Consider the following 23,163-nt stretch of genomic DNA (forward strand, 5'->3'; position numbering starts at 1 on the left):
ATATATTGGAGAATTAGCTCAGCTGGGAGAGCATCTGCCTTACAAGCAGAGGGTCGGCGGTTCGAACCCGTCATTCTCCACCATTTATAGCCGGCCTAGCTCAATTGGTAGAGCAACTGACTTGTAATCAGTAGGTTGGGGGTTCAAGTCCTCTGGCCGGCACCATCTTTAGAGCCATTAGCTCAGTTGGTAGAGCATCTGACTTTTAATCAGAGGGTCAGAGGTTCGAATCCTCTATGGCTCACCATTTTAATAGCGGGTGTGGCGGAATTGGCAGACGCACTAGACTTAGGATCTAGCGCCTTACGGCGTGGGGGTTCGACTCCCTTCACCCGCATATGCAGAAGTAGTTCAGCGGTAGAATACAACCTTGCCAAGGTTGGGGTCGCGGGTTCGAATCCCGTCTTCTGCTCCATTATAAGTGCCGGGGTGGCGGAACTGGCAGACGCACAGGACTTAAAATCCTGCGGTGAGAGATCACCGTACCGGTTCGATTCCGGTCCTCGGCACCATCTTATTATAAATATGCGCCCGTAGCTCAATTGGATAGAGCGTTTGACTACGGATCAAAAGGTTATGGGTTCGACTCCTATCGGGCGCGTTTATTCTACGGGAAGTAGCTCAGCTTGGTAGAGCACTTGGTTTGGGACCAAGGGGTCGTAGGTTCGAATCCTGTCTTCCCGATAGCAACAATTATTAAATATGGGGGCTTAGCTCAGCTGGGAGAGCGCCTGCTTTGCACGCAGGAGGTCAGCGGTTCGATCCCGCTAGTCTCCACCATATTAAATTTACAAACTAGATAACGGCGGTGTAGCTCAGCTGGCTAGAGCGTACGGTTCATACCCGTGAGGTCGGGGGTTCGATCCCCTCCACCGCCACTACTATTAGTTGTAAGATTATATTTAGGACCTTTAGCTCAGTTGGTTAGAGCTAACGGCTCATAACCGTTCGGTCGCAGGTTCGAGTCCTGCAAGGTCCATATAATTTTGGAGGAATACCCAAGTCCGGCTGAAGGGATCGGTCTTGAAAACCGACAGGGCCTTAACGGGCCGCGGGGGTTCGAATCCCTCTTCCTCCGTTTTATATTTGGTCTCGTAGTGTAGCGGTTAACACGCCTGCCTGTCACGCAGGAGATCGCGGGTTCGATTCCCGTCGAGACCGCCATTTTAATTTAATAGCAATTTACCTATAATCATGGAGGAATACCCAAGTCCGGCTGAAGGGATCGGTCTTGAAAACCGACAGGGCCTTAACGGGCCGCGGGGGTTCGAATCCCTCTTCCTCCGTTTTTATTATTTATTATTACCGCGGGATGGAGCAGTTCGGTAGCTCGTCGGGCTCATAACCCGAAGGTCGGTGGTTCAAATCCGCTTCCCGCAATATATATTTGGTCTCGTAGTGTAGCGGTTAACACGCCTGCCTGTCACGCAGGAGATCGCGGGTTCGATTCCCGTCGAGACCGCCATTACATTTTATTATGGTTCAGTAGCTCAGTTGGTAGAGCAATGGATTGAAGCTCCATGTGTCGGCAGTTCGACTCTGTCCTGAACCATTTCACAAGCCGGCCTAGCTCAATTGGTAGAGCAACTGACTTGTAATCAGTAGGTTGGGGGTTCAAGTCCTCTGGCCGGCACCATCTCTTGGAGGGGTAGCGAAGTGGCTAAACGCGGCGGACTGTAAATCCGCTCCTTCGGGTTCGGCAGTTCGAATCTGCCCCCCTCCACCATCTAAATAGGGGCATAGTTCAACGGTAGAATAGAGGTCTCCAAAACCTTTGATGTGGGTTCGATTCCTACTGCCCCTGCCATGGCGGTTGTGGCGAAGTGGTTAACGCATCGGATTGTGGTTCCGACATTCGAGGGTTCGATTCCCTTCAACCGCCCTTATTATTAATGGGCTATAGCCAAGCGGTAAGGCAACGGACTTTGACTCCGTCACTCGCTGGTTCGAATCCAGCTAGCCCAGTTATTGGCGGCATAGCCAAGTGGTAAGGCAGAGGTCTGCAAAACCTTTATCACCGGTTCAAATCCGGTTGCCGCCTCCAGGTTTTTATTAAGCGGGAGTAGTTCAACTCTTAGAACACGTTCCTTCCCGGAACGAGGTATAGGTGCAAATCCTATCTTCCGCTCCAAATATTTATATTAAGCGGGAGTAGTTCAAATCTCAGAACACGTTCCTTCCCGGAACGAGGTATAGGTGTAAGTCCTATCTTCCGCTCCAAATTTTATATTAAGCGGGAGTAGTTCAACTCTCAGAACACGTTCCTTCCCGGAACGAGGTATAGGTGTAAGTCCTATCTTCCGCTCCAAATTTTATATTAAGCGGGAGTAGTTCAACTTTTAGAACACGTTCCTTCCCGGAACGAGGTATAGGTGCAAATCCTATCTTCCGCTCCATTATTACTTCCAAGTGGAAGTTTTTTCTTTATATTGGGCCGGCGTGGCGGAATTGGCAGACGCGCGGGACTCAAAATCCCGTTCCTTTTTGGAGTGTCGGTTCGATCCCGACCGCCGGTATAAAATAGATAATGTCTAAGGAAAGTGGTATTTGTGTAAACACATTTACCACTTTTTTTATATCAACTAAATTTTATTACAGGTTTGAAGTTAGATTATCTAAATCATATTTTCATTTCTTTCTATTTAAAATATAATATATGATCATTTCATTATGCTTTGGAGGTGCATTATGAGTAAGAATAGTACAAAAATGGGTGGTAAAGTTTTCTTTAGTAATATTCTAAATGCGGTTGGAGCAGGGGTAGTTATTGCCTTATTACCCAATGCTTTATTAGGAGAATTACTTAAATTTTTTAAAGATGGTAATGAGCTCTTGGAAACTATCTTTCGTCTTGTCACAGTTATACAGTCTTTTATGGCTTTCATAGTGGGTGTTTTAGCAGCTCATCAGTTCAAATTTAATGGATCAGGTGCGGCTATTGTTGGTTCTTCAGCAATGTTAGGCTCAGGCGTAATTATATTTAATAATCAAGGTATTATGATTAAAGGCATAGGGGATATTATCAATATCATTTTAGTCGTGATGATTGCCTGTTTTTTATATTTATTATTCCAAGGAAAATTGGGCTCATTTGAAATGATTATTTTACCAGTTTTAATTCCTGTTGTGAGTGGAACTATTGGCCTTATGACTTTACCATATGTTCAAGTTGTAACACATACAATTGGTAAAGTGATTAATTCATTTACTGACCTTAATCCTTTAACGATGTCTATTTTAATAAGTGTGACTTTCTCTTTACTTATGGTTACACCAATTTCATTGGTAGCAATTGCTACTGCTATAGGTTTAACTGGATTAGGTAGTGGTGCGGCAAATATGGGTATTGTTGCTGCATGTGTTACATTTTTATTTGGATCTCTAAGAGTCAATTCTATTGGAGTCAATTTGGTATTACTTATTGGAGCAGCTAAAATGATGATACCGGTATATTTAAAACATTTAATTATAGCTATACCACTAATTATAAATGGTGCTATTGCTGGTATTATTGCTTACTTTATAGGCATCAAAGGTACTCCTTTATCTGCTGGATTTGGATATACAGGACTTGTTGGACCTATAAATGCTTTAAATCGTATGGCGGGAGACCAAATGACTAATATAATTATGTTAGTTGCGGGGTACTTTATTATTCCATTTATCAGTGCATTTGTCGTACATGAGTTATGTAAAAAGTTTATACATTCATATAATGACGAAATTTATAAATTTGAAATTCCTAAAGAATAAACGAATTCCCAGTGTAGCCGCTATGGCTGCACTTTTTTTATTATATTTAAAAAATGATATTGCATATTAATGTAATGATTTGTATAATAATGAATATTATAAAGGAGGGTTGCTTTAATGAAATATTTTATTAAAGTATTTTTGGTATTTTTAATCATAGTAGGTTCAACATTAACAACGAAACAACCCAATATTAATGCTGAAGAGAAGGATACAAACTGGCAAAAAATTAAAGATAGTGGAGAACTTCGTGTTGGCTTATCAGCTGATTATGCACCGATGGAATTTGAAAAGAATGCAAATGGAAAAACTGAATATGCTGGTGTTGATATAGAGTTAGCTAAGAAGATAGCTAAAGATAATCATCTCAAACTGAAAATTATTAATATGCAATTTGATAGTTTACTAGGTGCGCTCAAAACTGGCAAAATTGATATTATTATTTCTGGAATGACAACGACACCTGAACGTGAAAAAGAGGTAAGCTTTACTAAACCATATATGATGACTAATAATATTATGTTAGTTAAGAAAAATGAAAAAAATCATTTAAAATCTATTAGCGATTTTAAAGATAAGAAAATAGCTGTTCAAAAAGGAACAGATCAAGAAAAAATAGCTAAGACTGAAATTGAAAATGCAGATGTTACTTCATTAAATAAATTACCAGAAACTATTTTATCTGTGAAAAGTGGTAAAGCTGTAGGAGCAATTCTTGAAAAGCCTGTAGCAGAGGCATACATAAAACAAAACCCTGAACTTGCATTTTCAGATGTGAAATTTAATGAAGAAAAGAAACCAACTTGTATTGCAGTACCTAAAAATTCACCAATTTTATTAAAAAAATTAAATCAGACAATCAATGAAGTTAATGATAAAAATTTAATAGATCATTATATGACTAAAGCAGCAAATGATATGCAGGATGATGGTAATTTTTATACAAAATATAAAAGCTTTTTTATCAAAGGATTACAAAACACAATTTTAATTTCATTTGTTGGTGTAGTTTTTGGAGCAATTCTAGGAGCGTTTATAGCGCTAATGAAATTAAGTAAATTTAAACCATTATCATGGATTGCTTCTATTTATATAGAATTCTTAAGAGGTACACCATTATTAGTACAAGTTTTCATAGTATTTTTTGGTACTACTGCAGCACTTGGACTAGATATTTCTGCTTTGATTTGCGGAACAATTGCATTAGTTATTAACTCATCAGCATATATTGCAGAGATATTTCGTGCGGGTATTAATTCCATCGATAAAGGACAAACAGAAGCTGCACGCAGTTTAGGTTTGAGTTACAATCAAACGATGAAATCAGTCGTTATGCCACAGGCTATTAAGAATATTTTACCAGCACTAGGTAATGAATTTGTTACTTTAATTAAAGAATCATCTATAGTATCAACAATAGGTGTTGGAGAAATTATGTTTAATGCACAAGTGGTTCAAGGTATTTCATTTGATCCTTTTACACCATTATTGGTCGCAGCAGGAATGTACTTTATTCTAACCTTTGCATTATCACGCATCATGAATTTTATAGAAGGGAGAATGAAAGCCAGTGATTAAAATTCAAAATTTAAATAAAAAATTTGGTAACAATGAAGTATTAAAAGATATTAATTTAGATATTAATAAAGGTGAAGTCGTAGCTATCATTGGTCCATCGGGTAGTGGAAAAAGCACGTTATTAAGATGTATGAATTTATTAGAAACGCCTACAAAAGGACATGTTATATTTGAAGGTAACGATTTAACAAAAAAAGGTGTTCATTTAGAACAATTACGACAAAAAATGGGCATGGTGTTTCAAAACTTTAATTTATTTCCTCATAAAAAGGTTAAGGAAAATATTATGTTAGCGCCTAAATTGTTAAAAAAGAATGATCATTCAACTCTTAATGAGCAAGCGATTGAATTACTAGATAAGGTAGGATTAAAAGATAAAGCAGACGTTTATCCTAATCAACTTTCTGGTGGACAAAAGCAGAGAGTTGCGATAGCAAGAGCATTAGCTATGCAACCAGATGTTATTTTATTTGACGAACCAACATCTGCACTTGACCCTGAAGTAGTTGGGGACGTTTTGAAGGTTATGAAGGATTTAGCTAAAGAGGGAATGACAATGGTGGTCGTTACACATGAAATGGGCTTCGCAAAAGATGTCAGTGATAAAGTAATATTTATGGCAGATGGCGTTGTTGTTGAATCAGGTACACCACAGGAAATATTTGAAAAACCACAACATGAAAGAACTAAAAATTTCTTATCTAGAGTATTATAAGTGTAAAACAATTCAAAATTTAATTGTGAATGCCTGAGAGATGACAATTTCTCAGGCATTCATTTTTGTTATGTCTACACTCAACTGCTAACGATACGACAAGACAAACGTTATAAAAATAAAACGATTAAATCGAATAAAAATAAATGATGGATTAAAGTCTATGTCTTATATACTTTTAATCAATAATCATACATCACTATTTATTCATATGTTAGAATAACAAGAGTATATTTTTATAATGTGGGGGCAAAATCTTGGATGTAAAGCAGTTAAAAAAAGATATCATTGATTACGCACATACAATTGGTATTGACAGTATTGGTTTTACGACTGCCGATCCATTTGATGAATTGAAACAAAAGTTAGAAGATTATCACTCAAAAGGATATGCTTCAGGATTTGAAGAATCTGATATTGCATTAAGAACTGAACCTAAATTAAGCTTACCGACAGCGAGATCTATTATTGCTATAGCAGTTGGATATCCCAATAAACTTAAAGGGGCACCTAAAAGTGTACGTGGTGATAGACGCGGTATGTTTGCACGTGCTTCATGGGGCCAAGATTATCATACAATAATGAGAAAACGATTGGATCAATTGGCAACATATATCCAATCAATTGTACCTGATGTTGAAATTAAATCGATGGTGGACACTGGAGTATTATCAGATAGAGCTGTAGCGGAACGTGCAGGACTAGGATTTGCAGGACGAAATGGTTTTATTATTAATCCTGATTTAGGTACATGGACATATCTAGGTGAAATGCTCGTAAGTATACCGTTTGAACCAGATGATCCTATTTTAGATAGTTGTGGAGATTGTACAATTTGTGTTGATAGATGTCCTACAGGTGCTTTAGTAGGCAATGGCCAATTAAATAGTCAAAAATGTATTAGCTTTTTAACTCAAACTAAAGGTTATTTAGATGATGAGTACAGATATAAAATTGGCAATCGATTATATGGTTGTGACACATGCCAACAAGTTTGTCCTAAAAATAAAGGCATCAATACAGAACATGACGATATTATATTAGAACCTGAAATTTTGAAACCTAGATTAGTTCCATTATTGCAAATGAGTAATAAAGAATTTAAAAATACTTATGGTCATTTAGCGGGTGCATGGAGAGGTAAAAAACCTATACAACGAAATGCGATATTAGCGTTAGCTCATTTTAATGAAACAAGTGCTATACCTGAGTTAAAAGAAGTTGCATTACATGACCCTAGACCTATGATAAGAGGCACTGCATATTGGGCAATTGGTCAAATTGAAGGGGAAAATGCGCGTGAATTTATTCATACACATTATGAAAATGAAATTAAAGAAGTCCAAGTTGAAATGTTAAAAGGCTTGGAAATGAGGAGAGAAAAATAAATGACAAACCACATTGTATTATTTCAACCTGAAATCCCTGCAAATACTGGTAATATAGCTAGAACTTGTGCTGGTACCAATACACACTTACATTTGATTAAACCGCTTGGCTTTAGTACAGATGATAAGATGTTAAAAAGAGCAGGATTAGATTACTGGGAGCATGTTAATATTACATATCACGAAAATATAGAATCATTTTTTGAATCAACAGATGGTGAATATTATTTGTTAACAAAATTTGGTAAGCAAACATATAGTGATTTTGATTTTTCTGATACACAAAATAATCATTATTTTATTTTTGGTAGGGAAACAACTGGATTACCGGATTGGGTCAAAGACAAGTATCAAGACACTGCATTAAGAATCCCGATGAGTGATAAAATTCGTTCATTAAATCTCTCGAATACAGCAGCATTATTGATTTACGAAGCTTTAAGACAACAATCATTTCCGGGCTTATCTTAATAAAGATGATTGAAATTCAAAGTAAATGAACAATAAGTTGACTACATGTTATATTTAATGATAAGAAAATAGTATTCTATAATCATAGGTTAGTTTGAACGATAAATAATTAGGGTATAAATGAATTAATATTAACCATACTATTCTATGTAAAGCAAACCAAGAGGAGTGTATTTTAAAATGGCAATGAACTTTAAAGTATTTGAAGATAAGCAAAGAGTAGCTGAATATACAGCGGATATTTTGAGAAAACAATTTAATAACAACCCAATGACTATCGCAGGTGTTCATTTAACAAAAGATCATGCACCTGTATTAGATGAATTAAAAAAGAATGTTGATTTACATGCAGTTGACTTCAGTCAAATTAACATTTTAGATTATGATGAGAATCAATCATATTATGAAGCGTTAGGTGTACCACAAAGTCAAATTTATTCATTATCATACAATCAAGATGCTAATGACTTTATTTCAGATAAAATTAAAACCAAAGAAAATAAAGGTAAATTAGTATTACAAGTGGTTTCAATTGATGAAAGCGGTAATTTAGACGTAAGTGTTAGACAAGGTTTATTAGAAGCACGTGAAATCTTCTTAGTTGTTACTGGTAGTAATAAACGTGAAGTAGTTGAAAAATTATATAATGAAAATGGAAAATCTAATTTTGAACCAGCAGACTTAAAAGCGCACCGTATGGTTAACGTTATTTTAGATAAAGAAGCAGCAGCTGGATTACCTGAAGACGTAAAAGAATACTTCACAGCTCGCTTTGCATAACGAATAAGTGAGAAAGAGGTTATCTATATGACTCAAAATAAAGATTCTAGAACGAATTACCACGAAGAAGAAAATGCAATGGTAACTGATTTAGATGATTTAAAAGATTTAGGTAAAGAAATGGAACAAATTTCTGAAGAAAATGATGAAGATAAATTAAATCAATCTCATGATTCAGAATTGCGTTCTGATTTAGATCAAGAATAAATATTAACTCTTGTAATAGTGAAAGTTCTATTGCAAGAGTATTTTTATGTATTGATCAAAGAACTTTTATATAATTAATTCAAATTGACGTCATCCATCAAATCCTGCATTATGGTATGATATTGAAGAATCATGTTTAAAAGGAGATTACATATGCTAGGGAAGTATTGGAAATATTTAATGATCGCAACTGTTATTGTAAGTTTAATTTCAATCAAGGCATTTCCATTAGCACTAGGCGCATTATACTTACCGGTTTTATTTAAAATAGTACAATTACAGTTAAATCTTTCGAATGGTTTAATTGATGAGGTCAGTGCGCAAACATTTATTAAAAGTAATCAATCTGGCATTATCATCAGTGTCATTTGTTGTTTGGCTATTACTGGTATTTTAATGTATACATTAGATGATTTCTATAATAGCTTAACAGGTATTTTAAGTATCTTAATTAAAGTAAGTCCATTTACAATTATAATTAGTGCGATTCTATATATTTTAACTGCAATTGCAACGGTTCAAGCAACAAAACAAAAATTTCAATAATTTACATTTTAACTCTAGTTTTTGTAGTGAATTGCTATTAGAAACTAGAGTTTTTGTATTTGAAAAATATATGTAAACGTTTTACTTCTAAATTGATATGACAAATTAAATAGTGATATACTAGGATTAACAATGATAATAAGGGGAGAAAAAAATGTCAGTACGTATTGAACATGATACATTTGGAGAAATTGAAGTACCTGCAGATAAATATTGGGGTGCTCAAACAGAAAGAAGTAAACGAAACTTCCCAGTAGGTAAAGAGAAAATGCCTATTGAAGTTGTATACGGATTTGCTCAACTTAAAAGAGGTGCTGCATTAGCTAACAACGAGTTAGGGAAATTAAGTGATGCTAAAAAAGATGCTATCGTCTATGCTTGTGATAAAATTCTAAATGGTGAATTAGACGAACATTTCCCATTAGTTGTTTGGCAAACAGGAAGCGGTACACAAAGTAATATGAATGTGAATGAAGTAGTTAGTTATGTAGCTAATGAATATTTAAAAGAACATCAAAGTGATGAATCAATCCATCCGAATGATGATGTAAATAAATCTCAAAGCTCTAACGACACATTTCCAACAGCGATGCACGTTGCACTATATCACGAAGTTGAAACTAAATTAGAACCAGCGTTAAAACATTTACGCCAAACTTTAAAACAAAAAGAAGATGAATTTGAATCTATTATTAAAATTGGTCGTACACATTTACAAGATGCGACACCAATTGAATTAGGACAAGAAATTAGTGGTTGGCGTTATATGTTAGATAGATGTGAAACATTATTAAATGAATCTAAAAAGCATATACTAAACTTAGCAATTGGTGGTACTGCCGTAGGTACAGGAATCAATGCACATCCAGAGTTTGGAGACAAAGTTGCGAAATTTATCTCTGAAAACACAGGTTATGCATTTGTATCATCAGAAAACAAATTCCATGCATTAACGGCACATGATGAAGTTGTTCAATTGCATGGTACATTAAAAGCACTAGCTGGCGATTTAATGAAAATTGCTAATGATGTAAGATGGTTAGCTTCAGGTCCAAGAGCAGGCTTAGCTGAAATTTCAATTCCTGAAAATGAACCAGGTTCTTCAATTATGCCAGGTAAAGTTAATCCAACACAATGTGAAATGTTAACAATGGTAGCAGTACAAGTGATGGGTAATGACACTGCAGTAGGTATCGCAAGTTCACAAGGCAACTTTGAATTAAATGTATTTAAACCGGTCATTTTACACAATACATTACAATCAATTTACTTATTAGCAGATGGTATGGAAACATTTAATAATAACTGTGCCGTAGGTATTGAACCTATTGAGGAAAATATTGACAATTACTTAAATCAATCATTAATGTTAGTGACTGCTTTAAATCCACATATTGGATATGAAAAAGCAGCCCAAATAGCTAAAAAAGCACATAAAGAGGGCTTAACACTTAAAGAATCAGCTATTCAATCAGGTTATGTTACTGAAGAACAATTTGAAGAATGGATTAAACCAGAAGATATGGTAGACCCTCACTAGAATCAATATAATAATTAAAAGCTAGGAAGATTAAATAAATATAATCTTCCTAGCTTTTTTATGAAATCTCATCATCTAAACTAACTGATATACATTCTTTAGTTAAAGGATGTTCTAATTCGATTTTATAACTGTGTAATTCTAATTGTCTTAATGTTGAATCACCGTATAATGGATCTCCAATGACAGGGTGTCCGATTTCTGCTAGATGTACACGAATTTGGTGTGTACGTCCTGTATCTAATTTAATTTCTAACTCACACACATTTTCCTTAACCATATTTGAAGAAAGAATATGTGTAATCGCACGTTGACCTGTATTAGATATACGTTTCTTATTTGGATGAAACTTATCTTTACCAATGGGTTTATCAATTGTTTGGGGTTTGATAGGTAATAAGGCTTTAACATGTGCTTTATAGATGCGGGTGATATCATTTTCTTCTAGCATTCTATCTAATATCTTTTTCATTAATGGATTTTTTGCCACAATTAATAAACCAACTGTTTCTTGGTCTAATCGATGTATAGGTTCTACATAATCACTATCAATAGTATAAATAAGATGATTCATTAAAGTATTACTTTCTTTTAAATCATTTGGATGTGTTTTGACACCTTTAGGTTTTAGCACAATCGCAAAATCATCGTTTTCATAGTAAACTTGTGCGTAACGATAACTTGGTAAGTAATTACTTTTTTCTTCTGGTGTAGGTATAAATACTTCATCACCGGAATTGACCTTATCAGATAAACGACTTGTTTCTTTATTAATAGTAATATCTTTAGACATATTTAATAAATGTAAGTCTTTTTTAGGTAACTTTAAATCTTGGAAAATCTCTCTCAATGTATATTGATCATAATTTTCAGGTATTGTAAATTTCATAAAATCCTCCTATAGTTACTCTTAATCATATCATAAAATGTATTATTGCAATATAAAATCAAGTTAAATAATACCCTTTGTATCACCGTCATGCGCCATAATGACGTTGATATGTTTTTTTATATTACATGAAACGGTATAATAGAATAGATATTCAAATTATTTTTGGAGGTAATTATGGAAAAACCAACACGCATCGCTCTCCTTAAAGAAATTGCAGAATTTTTGAATGAAGAAACAGAAATATATAGTATGATGCAAGGTGCAATTCAATCTTTGATAGAAGGAAGTGACTTTACGACGGGTTGGATTTTCTTTATCGATGATTTTGGCCATCATGAATTAGTTTCCAGTGTGAACTTGCCAGGAGCACTATCTAAAAATCAATGTCACTATATGACTGATGGATCATGTTGGTGTGTACGTGCCTATCAAAATGAAAAACTGACGAAAGCGTCTAATATCATTAATTGCTCAAGAATTAATTTAGCCAATCGTGCGCATTATGAAGAAACAGACGATATTACGCACCATGCAACAGTGCCACTGAGATCTGGTGAAGAACAATTTGGTTTATTAAATGTTGCTACACCAAATAAAAGCCATTATAGTCAGGAAGATTTAGCACTATTAGAATCAGTGGCCTTTCAAATTGGTTCAGCTATCAAGCGTATAATGTTAACTGATAAAGAAAAAGAAAATGCTCGAATTAATGAAAGAAATCGGTTAGCTAGAGATTTACATGATTCGGTTAATCAAATGTTATTTTCATTAAAATTAACCGCACATGCTGCCTATGGTATTTCAAACGAAGAAATGTCAAAAAAAGCCTTTAAAACAATTGAGGAAACAAGTCAAAATGCGGTTAATGAAATGCGTGCACTCATTTGGCAATTAAAACCTGTTGGATTAGAGCAAGGAATGTTACATGCACTGAATCATTATAGTGAATTGTTACAGTTGAATTTAACTGTTCATGTGGATGGATTGATCGATGTTACCAATGTCATTGAAGAAAATGTTTATCGTATGGTTCAAGAATGTCTAAACAATGTAAGAAAGCATGCGAAAACAAAAGAAGTTACTTTAACTTTAAAACAGACAAATGAAAAACTTTATGTGATTGTTCAAGACGAGGGAAAAGGATTTGACAATACAAAGCAAATGTCAGATACATCGAATGGTTTAAAGCATTTACAACAACGTACAGATATTTTAAAAGGACGTCTACGTATCGATTCAAAGCCATTAAAAGGTACTCGTATTGAAATAGAAATACCATTGAACTAATTATTTAAAGGAGTATAACGATGAATAAAATCATATTAGTCGATGATCATCATATTGTAAGACAAGGCTTAGAATTTTTATTATCTACTGTAGAAGATATAGAGGTTGTACAAGGGTTTGCTGAAGGTAAACTATTTTTAGAATACCTAGAAAACAATGAACAGCCGGATATTGTGTTATTAGATTTAGTTATGCCAGATATGAATGGTATTGAAATAACTGAGTATTTGAAAAAGCATTATCCTAACATTAAAATTTTAGTGTTAACAAGTTATGTTGATGATGAACATGTCATTTCTGCCATAGAAAAAGGTGCTGATGGCTATGAAATGAAAGACGTCGAACCACAGAAACTTATTGAAACGATTCATAATGTACTTAATGGGAAGCGAATCATTCATCCAGATGCAAAACATGTTATAGACTCTATGAGTTCTAAACCGCATTTTACAAATAAATTATCTAAAAGAGAAACAGAAGTACTTAAAGAAATGGTAAAAGGCAAAACAAACAAAGAAATTGCTAATACATTATTTGTATCCGAAAAAACAATTAAAACACATGTCAGTCATATCTTTAGTAAATTACAAGTGAGCGATCGTACACAAGCTGCAATTTATGCTATGGAAAATAAACTGATTTAATTAAAAAGTTAATAGCAGTAAAAATAATGCTCAATTATTGATGGTTAAATAACTAAGTTTTTACAAATTATGTTAAAAATTTAAGTATTTTGATAATTTTGCCTTTAATAAAAATGAGCTTAAAACGAAATTGACTCTTTTATTTTCATTAAAAATATATTAAGATGTAATTTGTGTTTCAAGAAATGTGTATAATTGCAATTTCTTGTGTCCGGATATAAATTCTCTTCAAGAAAGGTAGATAATAGAATGGATAGACAGAGTTTTACAGATTTAATTCAAACAAAATTTAAAATGGTTCGTATAGAAGCAGGATATACACAAGATACAATGGCTCAAACAATTGGACTTTCTAAAAAAACATTAGTTCAAATTGAAAAAGAACGTGTATTACCAAATTGGACAACATGTGTTTCAATTTGTGCGTTATTTAGAGATTCAGATGTTTTGAATAGCACGTTTGGTTGTGATCCATTAGAAATCGTCCAAACAATATCTAGAAATCATTGTGCTTATCCAAATCACTCAACAACTAGTGATATTTATTGGAATACAATTGAAACTAGAAGCGGTTATATTTTACAAAGTAATAAAGTTAGCAATATTTACCGTGTATTAAATCCTGAAAAACAACCTATTTTCGGCACTTCTAAAATGAGAGAAGCAGAAACTTATTTCAATAGAAATGCTAAAGAAGAACTAGTTCATATTTAATTTTTCTCAAATAAGTGATAGTAGAATCTTAAAATGATTTAATCACTTATTTTTATTAACATAGAAGATGTTTTAGTTATTGACTATACATATTAGCCTAGGCCGTCAACAAATGATGACTTAGGCTTTTATTTGTACTGTGGGTAATTATAACGACTTATTTTAAGTTAGTTGGTAAATGAAAAAAGTTTTATAAGTATAAATTAACGAAACCTAAGGAAATTAAATGCTATAATAAATCATGATTTTTTATATTTTGAAGGGAGTCTATGTCATGCATGCTTTGTTAATCATCTTATTTATGATGGTGGTTGGTGCCGTTATTGGTGGGTTAACTAACGTCATAGCTATCAAAATGTTATTTCACCCGTTCAATCCATATTACATTTTTAAAATAAGAGTTCCATTCACACCAGGTTTAATTCCGAAAAGAAGAGATGAAATTGCAAATAAAATTGGTCAAGTTATTGAAGAACATTTGCTTACAGAAGATCTCATGAGACAAAAATTAAATGATGGAAAAGCTAAAAGTACGATAAACGATATTATTTTAAAACAGATACAACAACTGAAAGCAGATGATATGACTATTCACTATATTGCAGAAAAAGTTGATTTTAATATCGATTATTTTATAGAACATCAACTACACGAAGAAGTAGAATCAATGCTAATGAAATATTACAGGTCTCATCAACAATCTACAGTTAAAGATGTATTACCTCAGGAATTAATTGAGTTGATTGAAGAAAGACTGAATGAAGTTGGTGATTTAATTTGTGAACGTGCACGTGTTTATTTATCTTCACCAAAAGGTACGCACGACATCAATGATATGTTAGAAACATTCTTTAATGAAAAAGGTAAAATTGTAGGTCTATTACAAATGTTTATGACACGAGAGAGTATTGCTGATCGAATACAACAAGAATTAATTCGCTTAACAAATCATCCGAAAGCCAAATCAATTATTGATCAAGTGATCAATAATGAATTTGAAACATTAAAACAAAAGCAACTAGGTGAATTAGTATCAAATGAACAGTTTGAAAATATTGCTACAACTGCAACATCATTAATGATGACGCAATTTAATTTACAAGATAAAATAAGAAAACCTATTAATGAATTGGCACCTCAGTTTATTCATTATTTAGAAAACGAGTTGTCTAGCAAACTGACAGATATCATTATTAATCAAGTATCAAACAATTTAACAACTATTATGCATAAAATTAATTTAAGACAACTTGTTGAAGATCAAATCAACACATTTGATTTAGACTATATAGAAAAAATTATTATCGATATTGCTAATAAAGAATTAAAATTAATTATGTCATTAGGTTTTATACTTGGTGGTATTATAGGAATTTTCCAAGGTATAGTCGCAATCTTTGTCTAACTAAATGATATGTGTTACATTTATTAAGAGTGTTGAAACACAAATTAACTCAAAGGAGTGCAATGAACAATGGCAGTAAATTTATATGATTATGCAAACCAATTAGAGCAAGCATTAAGAGATAGTGATGAATACAAAGCTATTAAAGATGCTTATGCTAAAGTAAAAGATAACGAAGAATCAAAAAAATTATTTGATGAATTCCGTGAAACTCAAATGAATTTCCAACAAAAACAAATGCAAGGTGAAGAAATTCCTGAGGAAGACTTACAAAAAGCTCAAGAACAAGCTCAAGCAATTGAAAAAGATGAAAACATCTCTTCATTAATGCAAGCTGAACAAAAAATGAGTCAAGTATTCCAAGAAATCAACCAAATCATCGTTAAACCATTAGATGAAATTTACGCTGACTAATAGTTAGTTATTTATTCGTAGCTACAGTACTTATTAAGTGCTGTAGCTTTTTTTATATTATGAATGAATAACTATGTTCAACATCGACTGTTATGTTTCACATATGGTAAAATGATTAGATATAAAGGAATATTGTGACTGGATTTTTATTTGGTAATTAGAATACGAAATGTATCTTTATTATGTTAAATACTTTTTAATTAACTTCAGTCATAAAGTGTCTTTAATAAGGAGAATAGAGCTTATGGTTAAATTTATACATTGTGCGGATTTACATTTAGACAGTCCTTTTAAATCTAAAAGTCATTTGAGCCCCAATATATTTGAGGATGTTCAAAAAAGTGCGTATGAAAGTTTTCAACATATTGTTGATTTAGCATTACAAAAAGAAGTAGATTTTATCATCATTGCTGGTGATTTATTCGATAAAGAAAATCGAACATTACGAGCTGAGGTGTTTTTAAAAGAGCAATTCGAACGATTAGAAAAAGAACAAATTTTCGTTTACATTTGTCATGGTAATCATGATCCATTGTCAACAAAGATATCATCAAATTGGCCTAAAAATGTATCTGTATTTTCAAACCAAGTAGAAACTTATCAAGCGATTACTAAAGATGGAGAGACAATTTTTATACATGGATTTAGTTATCAAAATGATGCTAGTTATGAGAATAAGATTGATAGCTTTCCATCTAGTCAGGGACAACAAGGTATACATATCGGGGTGCTACATGGTACTTATAGTAAGTCATCTGTTAAAGATAGATATACTGAATTTAGACTAGAAGATTTAAATAGTAAATTGTACCATTATTGGGCGTTAGGTCACATACATGAAAGACAACAATTAAGTGACTTACCAGTTATTAATTATGCTGGTAATATTCAAGGTCGACATTTTAACGAAAAAGGTGAAAAAGGCTGTTTACTTATCCAAGGGGATAATTTAAAGCTCACTACACAATTCTATCCGACACAATCTATTAAATTTGAAGAAGCAACTATTGAAACTTCAGAAACAACTAAACAGGGCTTGTATGAAGCAATCCAAGCATTTAAAGATAAAGTACGAGAAGAAGGAAAAGCATTTTACCGCTTAAATGTCATTATCAATAGTGAATCAATGATGTCACCTCAAGATATATTACAAGTCGAAGAAATGATTACGGACTATGAAGAAAATGAAAAAGATTTTGTATTTATAGAGGATTTAAATTTAAAATATAAATCGAATGACGAGTCTCCATTAGTAAATGAGTTTTCAAATGATTTATTAAATGATAGAACAGTCTTCGATAAAGCAATGTCGGATTTATATTTAAATCCACGTGCTTCTAAATATTTAGATGACTATACAACTTTTGATAAAACAGAGCTAGTCAATCATGCTGAAGATTTATTAAAGGCAGACATGAGAGGTGAACAAAATGATAATTAAATCACTTGAGATATATGGCTATGGCCAATTTGTTCAGCGAAATATTGAGTTTAACCAATCATTTACAGAAATTTTTGGTGAAAATGAAGCTGGTAAATCAACGATTCAAGCTTTCATCCATTCTATATTGTTTGGCTTTCCAACTAAGAAGTCTAAAGAACCACGTTTAGAACCAAGATTAGGTAATCAATATGGTGGTAAATTAACGCTTCAATTAGACGATGGAAATGTCATTGAAGTAGAACGTATCAAAGGTAGCGCTCAAGGTGACGTTAAAGTATATCTAGAAGATGGTAGCGTTCGAGATGAAGAATGGTTACAAAAGAAATTGAATTATATATCTAAAAAGACATACCAAGGTATATTTTCTTTTGACGTCCTAGGCTTACAAGATATTCATCGTAATTTAAATGAAAAACAACTACAAGACTATTTACTTGAAGCGGGTGCTTTAGGGTCCACTGAATTTACAAGCATGAGAGATACGATTAGTCAGAAAAAGGACGAATTGTATAAAAAGTCAGGTAAAAATCCAATTATTAATCAACAAGTGGATCAGTTAAAACAATTAGAAGCACAAATACGTGAAGAAGAAGCGAAACTTGATACGTATCACAGATTAGTTGATGAAAAAGACAAATCTTCACGCCGTCTTGACAATATCAAACAGAACTTGAATCAACTCTCTAAAATGCATGAAGAAAAGCAAAAAGAAGTAGCATTACATGATCAAACACAAGAATGGAAACAATTAGAACATGCATTAAATGTTGAACCATTACATTTTCCTGAAAAGGGGATTGATCGTTATGAAGCTGCAAATGCGCAAAGACAATCCTTGCTCAGAGACATTAGTTTAAGAGAACAACAATTGGCTCATATCAAACAAGATAATGAATCTTTAGAACCTGCTAAACAGTCTGATATTGATGCCTTTAATAGTTTATATCAGCAAGAAAATGAAATTAAACAAAAAGAATATGAATTAAGATCTTTAGAAAAAGAAATTTCTGATAAACAACGTGATAAAGAAAGTATGCAATCTAATATTGGTTGGAATGAAACGCATCATGATGTTGATAGTTCAGAGGCAATGAAGAGCCATATTAGTGATCAAATTAAAAACAAGCAAGAGCAAGTCGCGTATATTCAACAATTAGAACGTAGTATTGAAGATAATAAAATTGAACAAAACGCAAATAGCAATGAATTAGATCACTTAGAAAATCAACTTGTTCCAGAAGAAACTTTTGAAAAGAAAAAAGAGCACAAACAACAAATTGTTGAATTAAATGAGAAAGAAAATCTCTATGAAAAATTAAAAGAAACATTTGAAATTGAACAAGAGCGAAAAAACAAACGCCAAAAAATGTTGCGTATGGTATTTATTTTACTAGCAATAGTTGGCGCAGCGTTAACCGTTTTCGCATTTTTAACGCAAAACATGATTTTTGGTATTATATTTGCTGTATTAACTGTTGTGTTTGTAATCGGTATATTCCTAGTGAAATCTAAGGAAGTAGATTATAGCGAAACAATCACACAAGAAATTGACGATTTAGAAAAACAATTAGAAGTTTTAGAAAATCAATATGATTTAGACTTTGATTTAGATGAGCAACAACGTACACGTGATCATTGGCAACATGCTTTAAAAAATAAAGACGTTCTAGATGAAAAATCAAATTATATGAACAATGCATTATCTAAGGCAGAACAACGTTTAAATGATATTAATCAAAATATTGAAGTTGCGAAACAAGAGTTACATCTTTCACCAAAAATATCAGATAGCCTTATTGTTGAAAGTATAGGTACAATGGGCCAAATCAAATCAAATGATCAGTATATTGATGAATTAAATTCTAAACGTCATCAAATAGTAAATGATTTAGAGGCATTTTATAATCATGCTGAAGCAGTGACACAATCACAATTTACTTACTTTAATAAAATGTCATTCTTCCACGATGTGAAACAATGGCTTAAAAATGCTGAAGAAAGTAATGAAAAGTGGCATAAAAATACTGAACAAAGTAAATTATTAAATGATGAGTTATCACAGCTACGAACACACTTAGAGGATAATAATCAAACGATTAACGAATTATTTAATCATATCGGTGTGGCTACGGAAGAAGAATATTATCAACATCATGAAAAATATCAAACATATATAAAACAATTGACGCGTTTCAATGATTTAACAAAATATCTTGAAAATCAAAATTACTCATATGATGCTAGTTCACAATTAAGTGATAAAACAACAGCACAGTTAAACGAGGAAAATCAATTACTTGCACACCAAGTTGACCAATATAATGAACAATATTTGGATATGCAAGCTGAAGTGAGTGATCTTAATGCTCAAATTGCGCAAATGGAAACAGATACGACATTAACACAATTACGTCATGAATATCATAGCTTGAAGAATAGAATGAATAGCATAGCTAAAGATTGGGCAAGTTTAAGTTACTTACAAAGTTTAGTAGATGAACATATAAAACAAATTAAAGATAAACGTTTACCACAGGTGATTAATGAAGCTATTCTTATTTTCACAAATCTTACTAACGGTGCTTATACTAATATTTATTATTCAGAAGAAGCTATTCAAGTTAAACATGAAAATGGTCAAATGTACCAACCTGTAGAGTTAAGTCAATCTACGAAAGAGTTGTTATATGTTGCACTTAGATTGAGTTTGATTAAAGTATTAAAACCATATTATCCATTCCCAATTATTGTGGATGATGCGTTTGTACACTTTGATAAAGATCGTAAAGAAAGAATGTTAAATTACTTAAGAACATTATCAACGGATCATCAAGTACTATACTTTACGTGTACTAATGATAATATTGTTCCAACTAAAGAAATGATTACATTAAATAAATTAGAGAAAGGCGGGAAATAATGAGAAATGTAGAAAAATTAAATCCCGGTGATTCAGTTAATCACTTCTTTTTAATCCACAGAGCAACACAAGGTGTGACAGCTCAAGGTAAAGACTATATGACACTTTATTTACAAGACAAAAGTGGAGATATTGAGGCTAAATTATGGACTGCAACGAAAGAAGATATGCAGACATTGAAGCCAGAAGAAATCGTACATGTAAAAGGTGATGTCATTAACTATCGTGGTCGTAAACAAATGAAAGTGAATCAAATTCGATTAGCGACACCTGAAGATAACATGAATACACAAGATTTCGTAGATGGAGCACCTATGTCTCCAACTGAAATTCAAGAAGCACTTTCCCATTATATGTTAGATATTGAGAATGCTAATTTACAACGCATTACAAGACATTTAATTAAAAAGTATCAAGAAAGTTTCTTTACATTTCCAGCTGCAAGTTCACATCATCATAATTTTGCGAGTGGTTTAAGTTATCATGTTTTAACGATGTTAAAAGTTGCTAAATCTATTTGTGATATATACCCACTATTAAATAGAAGCCTATTATATAGTGCCATCATTTTACATGATTTAGGAAAAGTAAAAGAGCTTAGTGGACCTGTGGCTACAACGTATACTGTTGAAGGTAATTTATTAGGGCATATTTCAATTGCAAGTGATGAAGTGGCTGAAGCAGCAAAAGAGCTTGGAATCGAAGGTGAAGAGGTGATGTTATTAAGACATATGATCTTAGCTCATCACGGTAAATTAGAGTTTGGTTCACCTAAAATGCCGCATTTAAAAGAAGCCGAGATTCTATTTTTCATAGATAATATAGATGCTAAAATGAATATGTTTGAAAAAGCATTTAAGAAAACTGAAAAAGGCCAATTTACTGAGCGAATCTTTGGTCTTGAAAATAGACAATTCTACAATCCAATACAATTAGATTAATATGAAAAAAGGTGATGAACTCGAATATGAATTCATCACCTTTTAATTTAATCTATTATCTATATATTTCAAAAGTGAGTAGAGATGATATAATAATATCGTCGCCTATCTCTCAGGCGTCATTTTGACGATGAGAGGGGGTGTTACTTCCATGACTGAAATCTTTGTTCATATCGCAACTACTGTTATTAGTGGTTGTATCGTTACATTATTTGCGCATTGGCTACGCCATCGTAACGATAAGTAAATAGGCGACACATGTAGCTACACTAAAAAATCCCCTCACTACCGCAAATAGTGAGGGGATTGGTGTTTCCATACTGAAATCTTTGTTATATATATTATAACATGTGTAAATAGGATTGCAAAATGTTACAGTCGTCAATGCTAATTTTGAATTATGAGCCTGTCATTCCTGGAGCACCTTGTTGCATGCTAGCGCCACCTTGTGATGACTGTTGTTCTTGTTGTTTAATCTTGTCTGGATCTAAAATTGTATCATCAACAGCTTTTTTAATATCTCTATCTTTATAATCTACTTTATATTCATCTAGAATTTCTTTATAAGCATCGGTAAGTAATTTAGGGTCTTTTTGAATTTTTTGTTCTAAAATTTTAGATTTTAGATTTGATTTTTCTGAATTAAAGTCAGTTTCTTTGTCAGCTTTAATGATATGGTAACCATAATCTGTTTTGACAACTTTAGTAACTTCACCTTCTTTAAGTTTAAATAGTGCTTTGTCGAAGCTTTCCATCATTTGTCCTTTTGTTACATAGCCAAGGGAACCATCTTTTTTAGCACTAGATTTATCCATAGATTCTTTTTTGGCGATTTCTCCAAATTTACTTGGATCTTTAGAAACTTCTTTTTGAATTTCTTCAGCTTTTTGTTTAGCTTTCTTATCTGATAAGCCTTCTTTATCACTATCTTTAGATTTGACTTTGATTAAGATATGAGAAGCTTTTTTAGTATTATCTTTGATTTCTTTGTCCGAAACTTTAATCTTATCATTTAATAATTCTTTCTGATAAGCAGATAAACGTTTTTGATCTTTGTATTCATCCATTGACATACCTTGTTGTTTTAAAACACTTTCAAATTGTTCTTTACCACCATATTGCTTTTCTTCTTTTTTGATATCTTTATCAATATCTTTAGTATCTACTTTATCTTTATATTTATCAGCGAGAATTTTATCTAGAGCGATACTGAATGATTTACTAGCAATTTGATCTTTGCCAATTTTCTTCATAACATCCTCAACTTTAACATCACCAGCTTTAGATGATATGAGCGTGTTCTCTTTTGAATCTGTCGAATCTGAGCCACATGCACCTAGTAAAAGGGCACTTGCTGTCACTGGTATCATGATTTTGTTAAATGCTTTCATATGTTGTTAGCTCCTTTATGTATATAATCAACGTAAATATAACATATAAAAGGGAAGGTACCAATTCAAAACCCTCTCTATAGGACTATAGTACTAGGTGATTTATAGACAAAAGTCCATGACGATAAAAAAC

The 23,163-nt window shown here is 32.7% G+C and carries 20 protein-coding genes and 28 tRNA genes; 46 read left to right on the forward strand and 2 right to left on the reverse strand.

Going from position 1 to position 23,163, the window contains the following annotated elements; all coding sequences use genetic code 11:
• The first annotated feature begins 7 nt into the window (after positions 1 to 7).
• From AC2D8K_RS11315 to fumC, 37 genes are all read left to right on the forward strand, one after another.
• Positions 8 to 83, forward strand: a tRNA-Val gene (locus AC2D8K_RS11315).
• Between the two features lie 6 nt (positions 84 to 89).
• A tRNA-Thr gene (locus AC2D8K_RS11320) sits at positions 90 to 165 on the forward strand.
• Between the two features lie 6 nt (positions 166 to 171).
• Positions 172 to 247 (forward strand) — tRNA-Lys (locus AC2D8K_RS11325).
• 8 nt (positions 248 to 255) lie between these two features.
• Positions 256 to 337: transfer RNA gene (locus AC2D8K_RS11330), tRNA-Leu, on the forward strand.
• Positions 338 to 340: 3 nt separating this feature from the next.
• Positions 341 to 415 (forward strand) — tRNA-Gly (locus AC2D8K_RS11335).
• Positions 416 to 423: 8 nt separating this feature from the next.
• Positions 424 to 512 (forward strand) — tRNA-Leu (locus AC2D8K_RS11340).
• Between the two features lie 15 nt (positions 513 to 527).
• Positions 528 to 601 (forward strand) — tRNA-Arg (locus tag AC2D8K_RS11345).
• 9 nt (positions 602 to 610) lie between these two features.
• Positions 611 to 684: transfer RNA gene (locus AC2D8K_RS11350), tRNA-Pro, on the forward strand.
• 20 nt (positions 685 to 704) lie between these two features.
• Positions 705 to 780: transfer RNA gene (locus tag AC2D8K_RS11355), tRNA-Ala, on the forward strand.
• Positions 781 to 804: 24 nt separating this feature from the next.
• Positions 805 to 878 (forward strand) — tRNA-Met (locus tag AC2D8K_RS11360).
• A 27-nt stretch (positions 879 to 905) separates the two neighbouring features.
• A tRNA-Ile gene (locus AC2D8K_RS11365) sits at positions 906 to 979 on the forward strand.
• Between the two features lie 9 nt (positions 980 to 988).
• Positions 989 to 1,078: transfer RNA gene (locus AC2D8K_RS11370), tRNA-Ser, on the forward strand.
• 10 nt (positions 1,079 to 1,088) lie between these two features.
• Positions 1,089 to 1,164 (forward strand) — tRNA-Asp (locus AC2D8K_RS11375).
• Positions 1,165 to 1,196: 32 nt separating this feature from the next.
• Positions 1,197 to 1,286 (forward strand) — tRNA-Ser (locus tag AC2D8K_RS11380).
• Between the two features lie 20 nt (positions 1,287 to 1,306).
• Positions 1,307 to 1,380 (forward strand) — tRNA-Met (locus tag AC2D8K_RS11385).
• Positions 1,381 to 1,389: 9 nt separating this feature from the next.
• Positions 1,390 to 1,465, forward strand: a tRNA-Asp gene (locus AC2D8K_RS11390).
• Positions 1,466 to 1,479: 14 nt separating this feature from the next.
• A tRNA-Phe gene (locus tag AC2D8K_RS11395) sits at positions 1,480 to 1,552 on the forward strand.
• Between the two features lie 8 nt (positions 1,553 to 1,560).
• Positions 1,561 to 1,636: transfer RNA gene (locus tag AC2D8K_RS11400), tRNA-Thr, on the forward strand.
• 6 nt (positions 1,637 to 1,642) lie between these two features.
• Positions 1,643 to 1,726, forward strand: a tRNA-Tyr gene (locus tag AC2D8K_RS11405).
• A 7-nt stretch (positions 1,727 to 1,733) separates the two neighbouring features.
• A tRNA-Trp gene (locus AC2D8K_RS11410) sits at positions 1,734 to 1,807 on the forward strand.
• Positions 1,808 to 1,809: 2 nt separating this feature from the next.
• A tRNA-His gene (locus AC2D8K_RS11415) sits at positions 1,810 to 1,882 on the forward strand.
• An 11-nt stretch (positions 1,883 to 1,893) separates the two neighbouring features.
• A tRNA-Gln gene (locus tag AC2D8K_RS11420) sits at positions 1,894 to 1,965 on the forward strand.
• Between the two features lie 5 nt (positions 1,966 to 1,970).
• Positions 1,971 to 2,044, forward strand: a tRNA-Cys gene (locus AC2D8K_RS11425).
• A 12-nt stretch (positions 2,045 to 2,056) separates the two neighbouring features.
• A tRNA-Gly gene (locus tag AC2D8K_RS11430) sits at positions 2,057 to 2,131 on the forward strand.
• A 14-nt stretch (positions 2,132 to 2,145) separates the two neighbouring features.
• A tRNA-Gly gene (locus AC2D8K_RS11435) sits at positions 2,146 to 2,220 on the forward strand.
• Positions 2,221 to 2,233: 13 nt separating this feature from the next.
• Positions 2,234 to 2,308 (forward strand) — tRNA-Gly (locus tag AC2D8K_RS11440).
• 13 nt (positions 2,309 to 2,321) lie between these two features.
• Positions 2,322 to 2,396, forward strand: a tRNA-Gly gene (locus tag AC2D8K_RS11445).
• A gap of 37 nt (positions 2,397 to 2,433) precedes the next feature.
• A tRNA-Leu gene (locus tag AC2D8K_RS11450) sits at positions 2,434 to 2,516 on the forward strand.
• 172 nt (positions 2,517 to 2,688) lie between these two features.
• A complete protein-coding gene (locus tag AC2D8K_RS11455; protein ID WP_002452093.1) occupies positions 2,689 to 3,753 on the forward strand; it encodes a PTS sugar transporter subunit IIC in 1,065 nt (354 codons plus the stop codon).
• A gap of 117 nt (positions 3,754 to 3,870) precedes the next feature.
• Positions 3,871 to 5,331, forward strand: a complete 1,461-nt coding sequence (locus AC2D8K_RS11460) for an ABC transporter substrate-binding protein/permease (protein WP_107533117.1) — start codon at positions 3,871 to 3,873, stop codon at positions 5,329 to 5,331.
• Positions 5,324 to 6,046 (forward strand): amino acid ABC transporter ATP-binding protein, encoded by a 723-nt coding sequence (locus tag AC2D8K_RS11465; protein ID WP_002452095.1) that lies wholly within the window; start codon positions 5,324 to 5,326, stop codon positions 6,044 to 6,046. The genes AC2D8K_RS11460 and AC2D8K_RS11465 overlap by 8 nt, the downstream gene beginning before the upstream one ends.
• Before the next feature lie 257 nt (positions 6,047 to 6,303).
• Positions 6,304 to 7,434: a tRNA epoxyqueuosine(34) reductase QueG gene (gene queG, locus AC2D8K_RS11470; RefSeq protein ID WP_002452096.1), complete on the forward strand. Its 1,131-nt coding sequence runs from the start codon at positions 6,304 to 6,306 to the stop codon at positions 7,432 to 7,434.
• Positions 7,435 to 7,905 carry a tRNA (uridine(34)/cytosine(34)/5-carboxymethylaminomethyluridine(34)-2'-O)-methyltransferase TrmL gene (gene trmL, locus AC2D8K_RS11475; RefSeq protein WP_002452097.1) on the forward strand — a complete coding sequence of 157 codons (471 nt, stop codon included), beginning with the start codon at positions 7,435 to 7,437 and terminating at the stop codon, positions 7,903 to 7,905. It begins immediately after the preceding gene.
• 180 nt (positions 7,906 to 8,085) lie between these two features.
• The gene (locus tag AC2D8K_RS11480) at positions 8,086 to 8,685 is read left to right on the forward strand and encodes a 6-phosphogluconolactonase (protein WP_002452098.1); all 600 of its coding nucleotides are present in this window, start codon (positions 8,086 to 8,088) and stop codon (positions 8,683 to 8,685) included.
• Between the two features lie 27 nt (positions 8,686 to 8,712).
• Positions 8,713 to 8,892 (forward strand): SAS053 family DNA gyrase inhibitor, encoded by a 180-nt coding sequence (locus AC2D8K_RS11485; RefSeq protein WP_002452099.1) that lies wholly within the window; start codon positions 8,713 to 8,715, stop codon positions 8,890 to 8,892.
• A 153-nt stretch (positions 8,893 to 9,045) separates the two neighbouring features.
• On the forward strand, positions 9,046 to 9,438 hold the full coding sequence (locus AC2D8K_RS11490; RefSeq protein ID WP_002452100.1) for a hypothetical protein: 393 nt from the start codon (positions 9,046 to 9,048) through the stop codon (positions 9,436 to 9,438).
• A gap of 154 nt (positions 9,439 to 9,592) precedes the next feature.
• Positions 9,593 to 10,978: a class II fumarate hydratase gene (gene fumC / locus AC2D8K_RS11495; protein WP_484698739.1), complete on the forward strand. Its 1,386-nt coding sequence runs from the start codon at positions 9,593 to 9,595 to the stop codon at positions 10,976 to 10,978.
• A gap of 58 nt (positions 10,979 to 11,036) precedes the next feature.
• On the opposite strand, the gene AC2D8K_RS11500 is transcribed toward fumC, so the two are convergent.
• Positions 11,037 to 11,867, reverse strand: a complete 831-nt coding sequence (locus AC2D8K_RS11500) for an RluA family pseudouridine synthase (protein ID WP_002452102.1) — start codon at positions 11,865 to 11,867, stop codon at positions 11,037 to 11,039.
• Between the two features lie 177 nt (positions 11,868 to 12,044).
• On the opposite strand from AC2D8K_RS11500, the gene AC2D8K_RS11505 reads away from it, so the two are divergent.
• From AC2D8K_RS11505 to AC2D8K_RS11545, 9 genes are all read left to right on the forward strand, one after another.
• Positions 12,045 to 13,157 carry a GAF domain-containing sensor histidine kinase gene (locus tag AC2D8K_RS11505; protein ID WP_002452103.1) on the forward strand — a complete coding sequence of 371 codons (1,113 nt, stop codon included), beginning with the start codon at positions 12,045 to 12,047 and terminating at the stop codon, positions 13,155 to 13,157.
• A gap of 20 nt (positions 13,158 to 13,177) precedes the next feature.
• Positions 13,178 to 13,801, forward strand: coding sequence for a response regulator (locus tag AC2D8K_RS11510; protein ID WP_002452104.1), 624 nt, complete (start codon positions 13,178 to 13,180; stop codon positions 13,799 to 13,801).
• 249 nt (positions 13,802 to 14,050) lie between these two features.
• Positions 14,051 to 14,515 (forward strand): XRE family transcriptional regulator XdrA, encoded by a 465-nt coding sequence (xdrA, locus tag AC2D8K_RS11515; RefSeq protein WP_002452105.1) that lies wholly within the window; start codon positions 14,051 to 14,053, stop codon positions 14,513 to 14,515.
• Between the two features lie 274 nt (positions 14,516 to 14,789).
• Positions 14,790 to 15,920 (forward strand): DUF445 domain-containing protein, encoded by a 1,131-nt coding sequence (locus tag AC2D8K_RS11520; protein WP_002452106.1) that lies wholly within the window; start codon positions 14,790 to 14,792, stop codon positions 15,918 to 15,920.
• A gap of 69 nt (positions 15,921 to 15,989) precedes the next feature.
• On the forward strand, positions 15,990 to 16,334 hold the full coding sequence (locus AC2D8K_RS11525; protein ID WP_002452107.1) for a YlbF/YmcA family competence regulator: 345 nt from the start codon (positions 15,990 to 15,992) through the stop codon (positions 16,332 to 16,334).
• A gap of 244 nt (positions 16,335 to 16,578) precedes the next feature.
• Complete coding sequence (locus AC2D8K_RS11530; protein WP_002452108.1) at positions 16,579 to 17,775, forward strand: metallophosphoesterase family protein; 1,197 nt, start codon at positions 16,579 to 16,581, stop codon at positions 17,773 to 17,775.
• A complete protein-coding gene (locus tag AC2D8K_RS11535; RefSeq protein ID WP_243590395.1) occupies positions 17,765 to 20,698 on the forward strand; it encodes an ATP-binding protein in 2,934 nt (977 codons plus the stop codon). Before AC2D8K_RS11530 ends, AC2D8K_RS11535 begins: the two co-directional genes overlap by 11 nt.
• Positions 20,698 to 21,639 (forward strand): 3'-5' exoribonuclease YhaM, encoded by a 942-nt coding sequence (yhaM, locus tag AC2D8K_RS11540; protein WP_002452110.1) that lies wholly within the window; start codon positions 20,698 to 20,700, stop codon positions 21,637 to 21,639. Before AC2D8K_RS11535 ends, yhaM begins: the two co-directional genes overlap by 1 nt.
• 151 nt (positions 21,640 to 21,790) lie before the next feature.
• Positions 21,791 to 21,886, forward strand: coding sequence for a type I toxin-antitoxin system Fst family toxin (locus AC2D8K_RS11545; RefSeq protein ID WP_015364873.1), 96 nt, complete (start codon positions 21,791 to 21,793; stop codon positions 21,884 to 21,886).
• A 151-nt stretch (positions 21,887 to 22,037) separates the two neighbouring features.
• Here the strand turns inward: AC2D8K_RS11545 and prsA are convergent, their stop codons facing one another.
• Positions 22,038 to 23,030, reverse strand: coding sequence for a peptidylprolyl isomerase PrsA (prsA, locus tag AC2D8K_RS11550; protein WP_207023102.1), 993 nt, complete (start codon positions 23,028 to 23,030; stop codon positions 22,038 to 22,040).
• Positions 23,031 to 23,163 lie beyond the last annotated feature (133 nt).

It is taken from the genome of Staphylococcus sp. 510 (assembly GCF_057219715.1).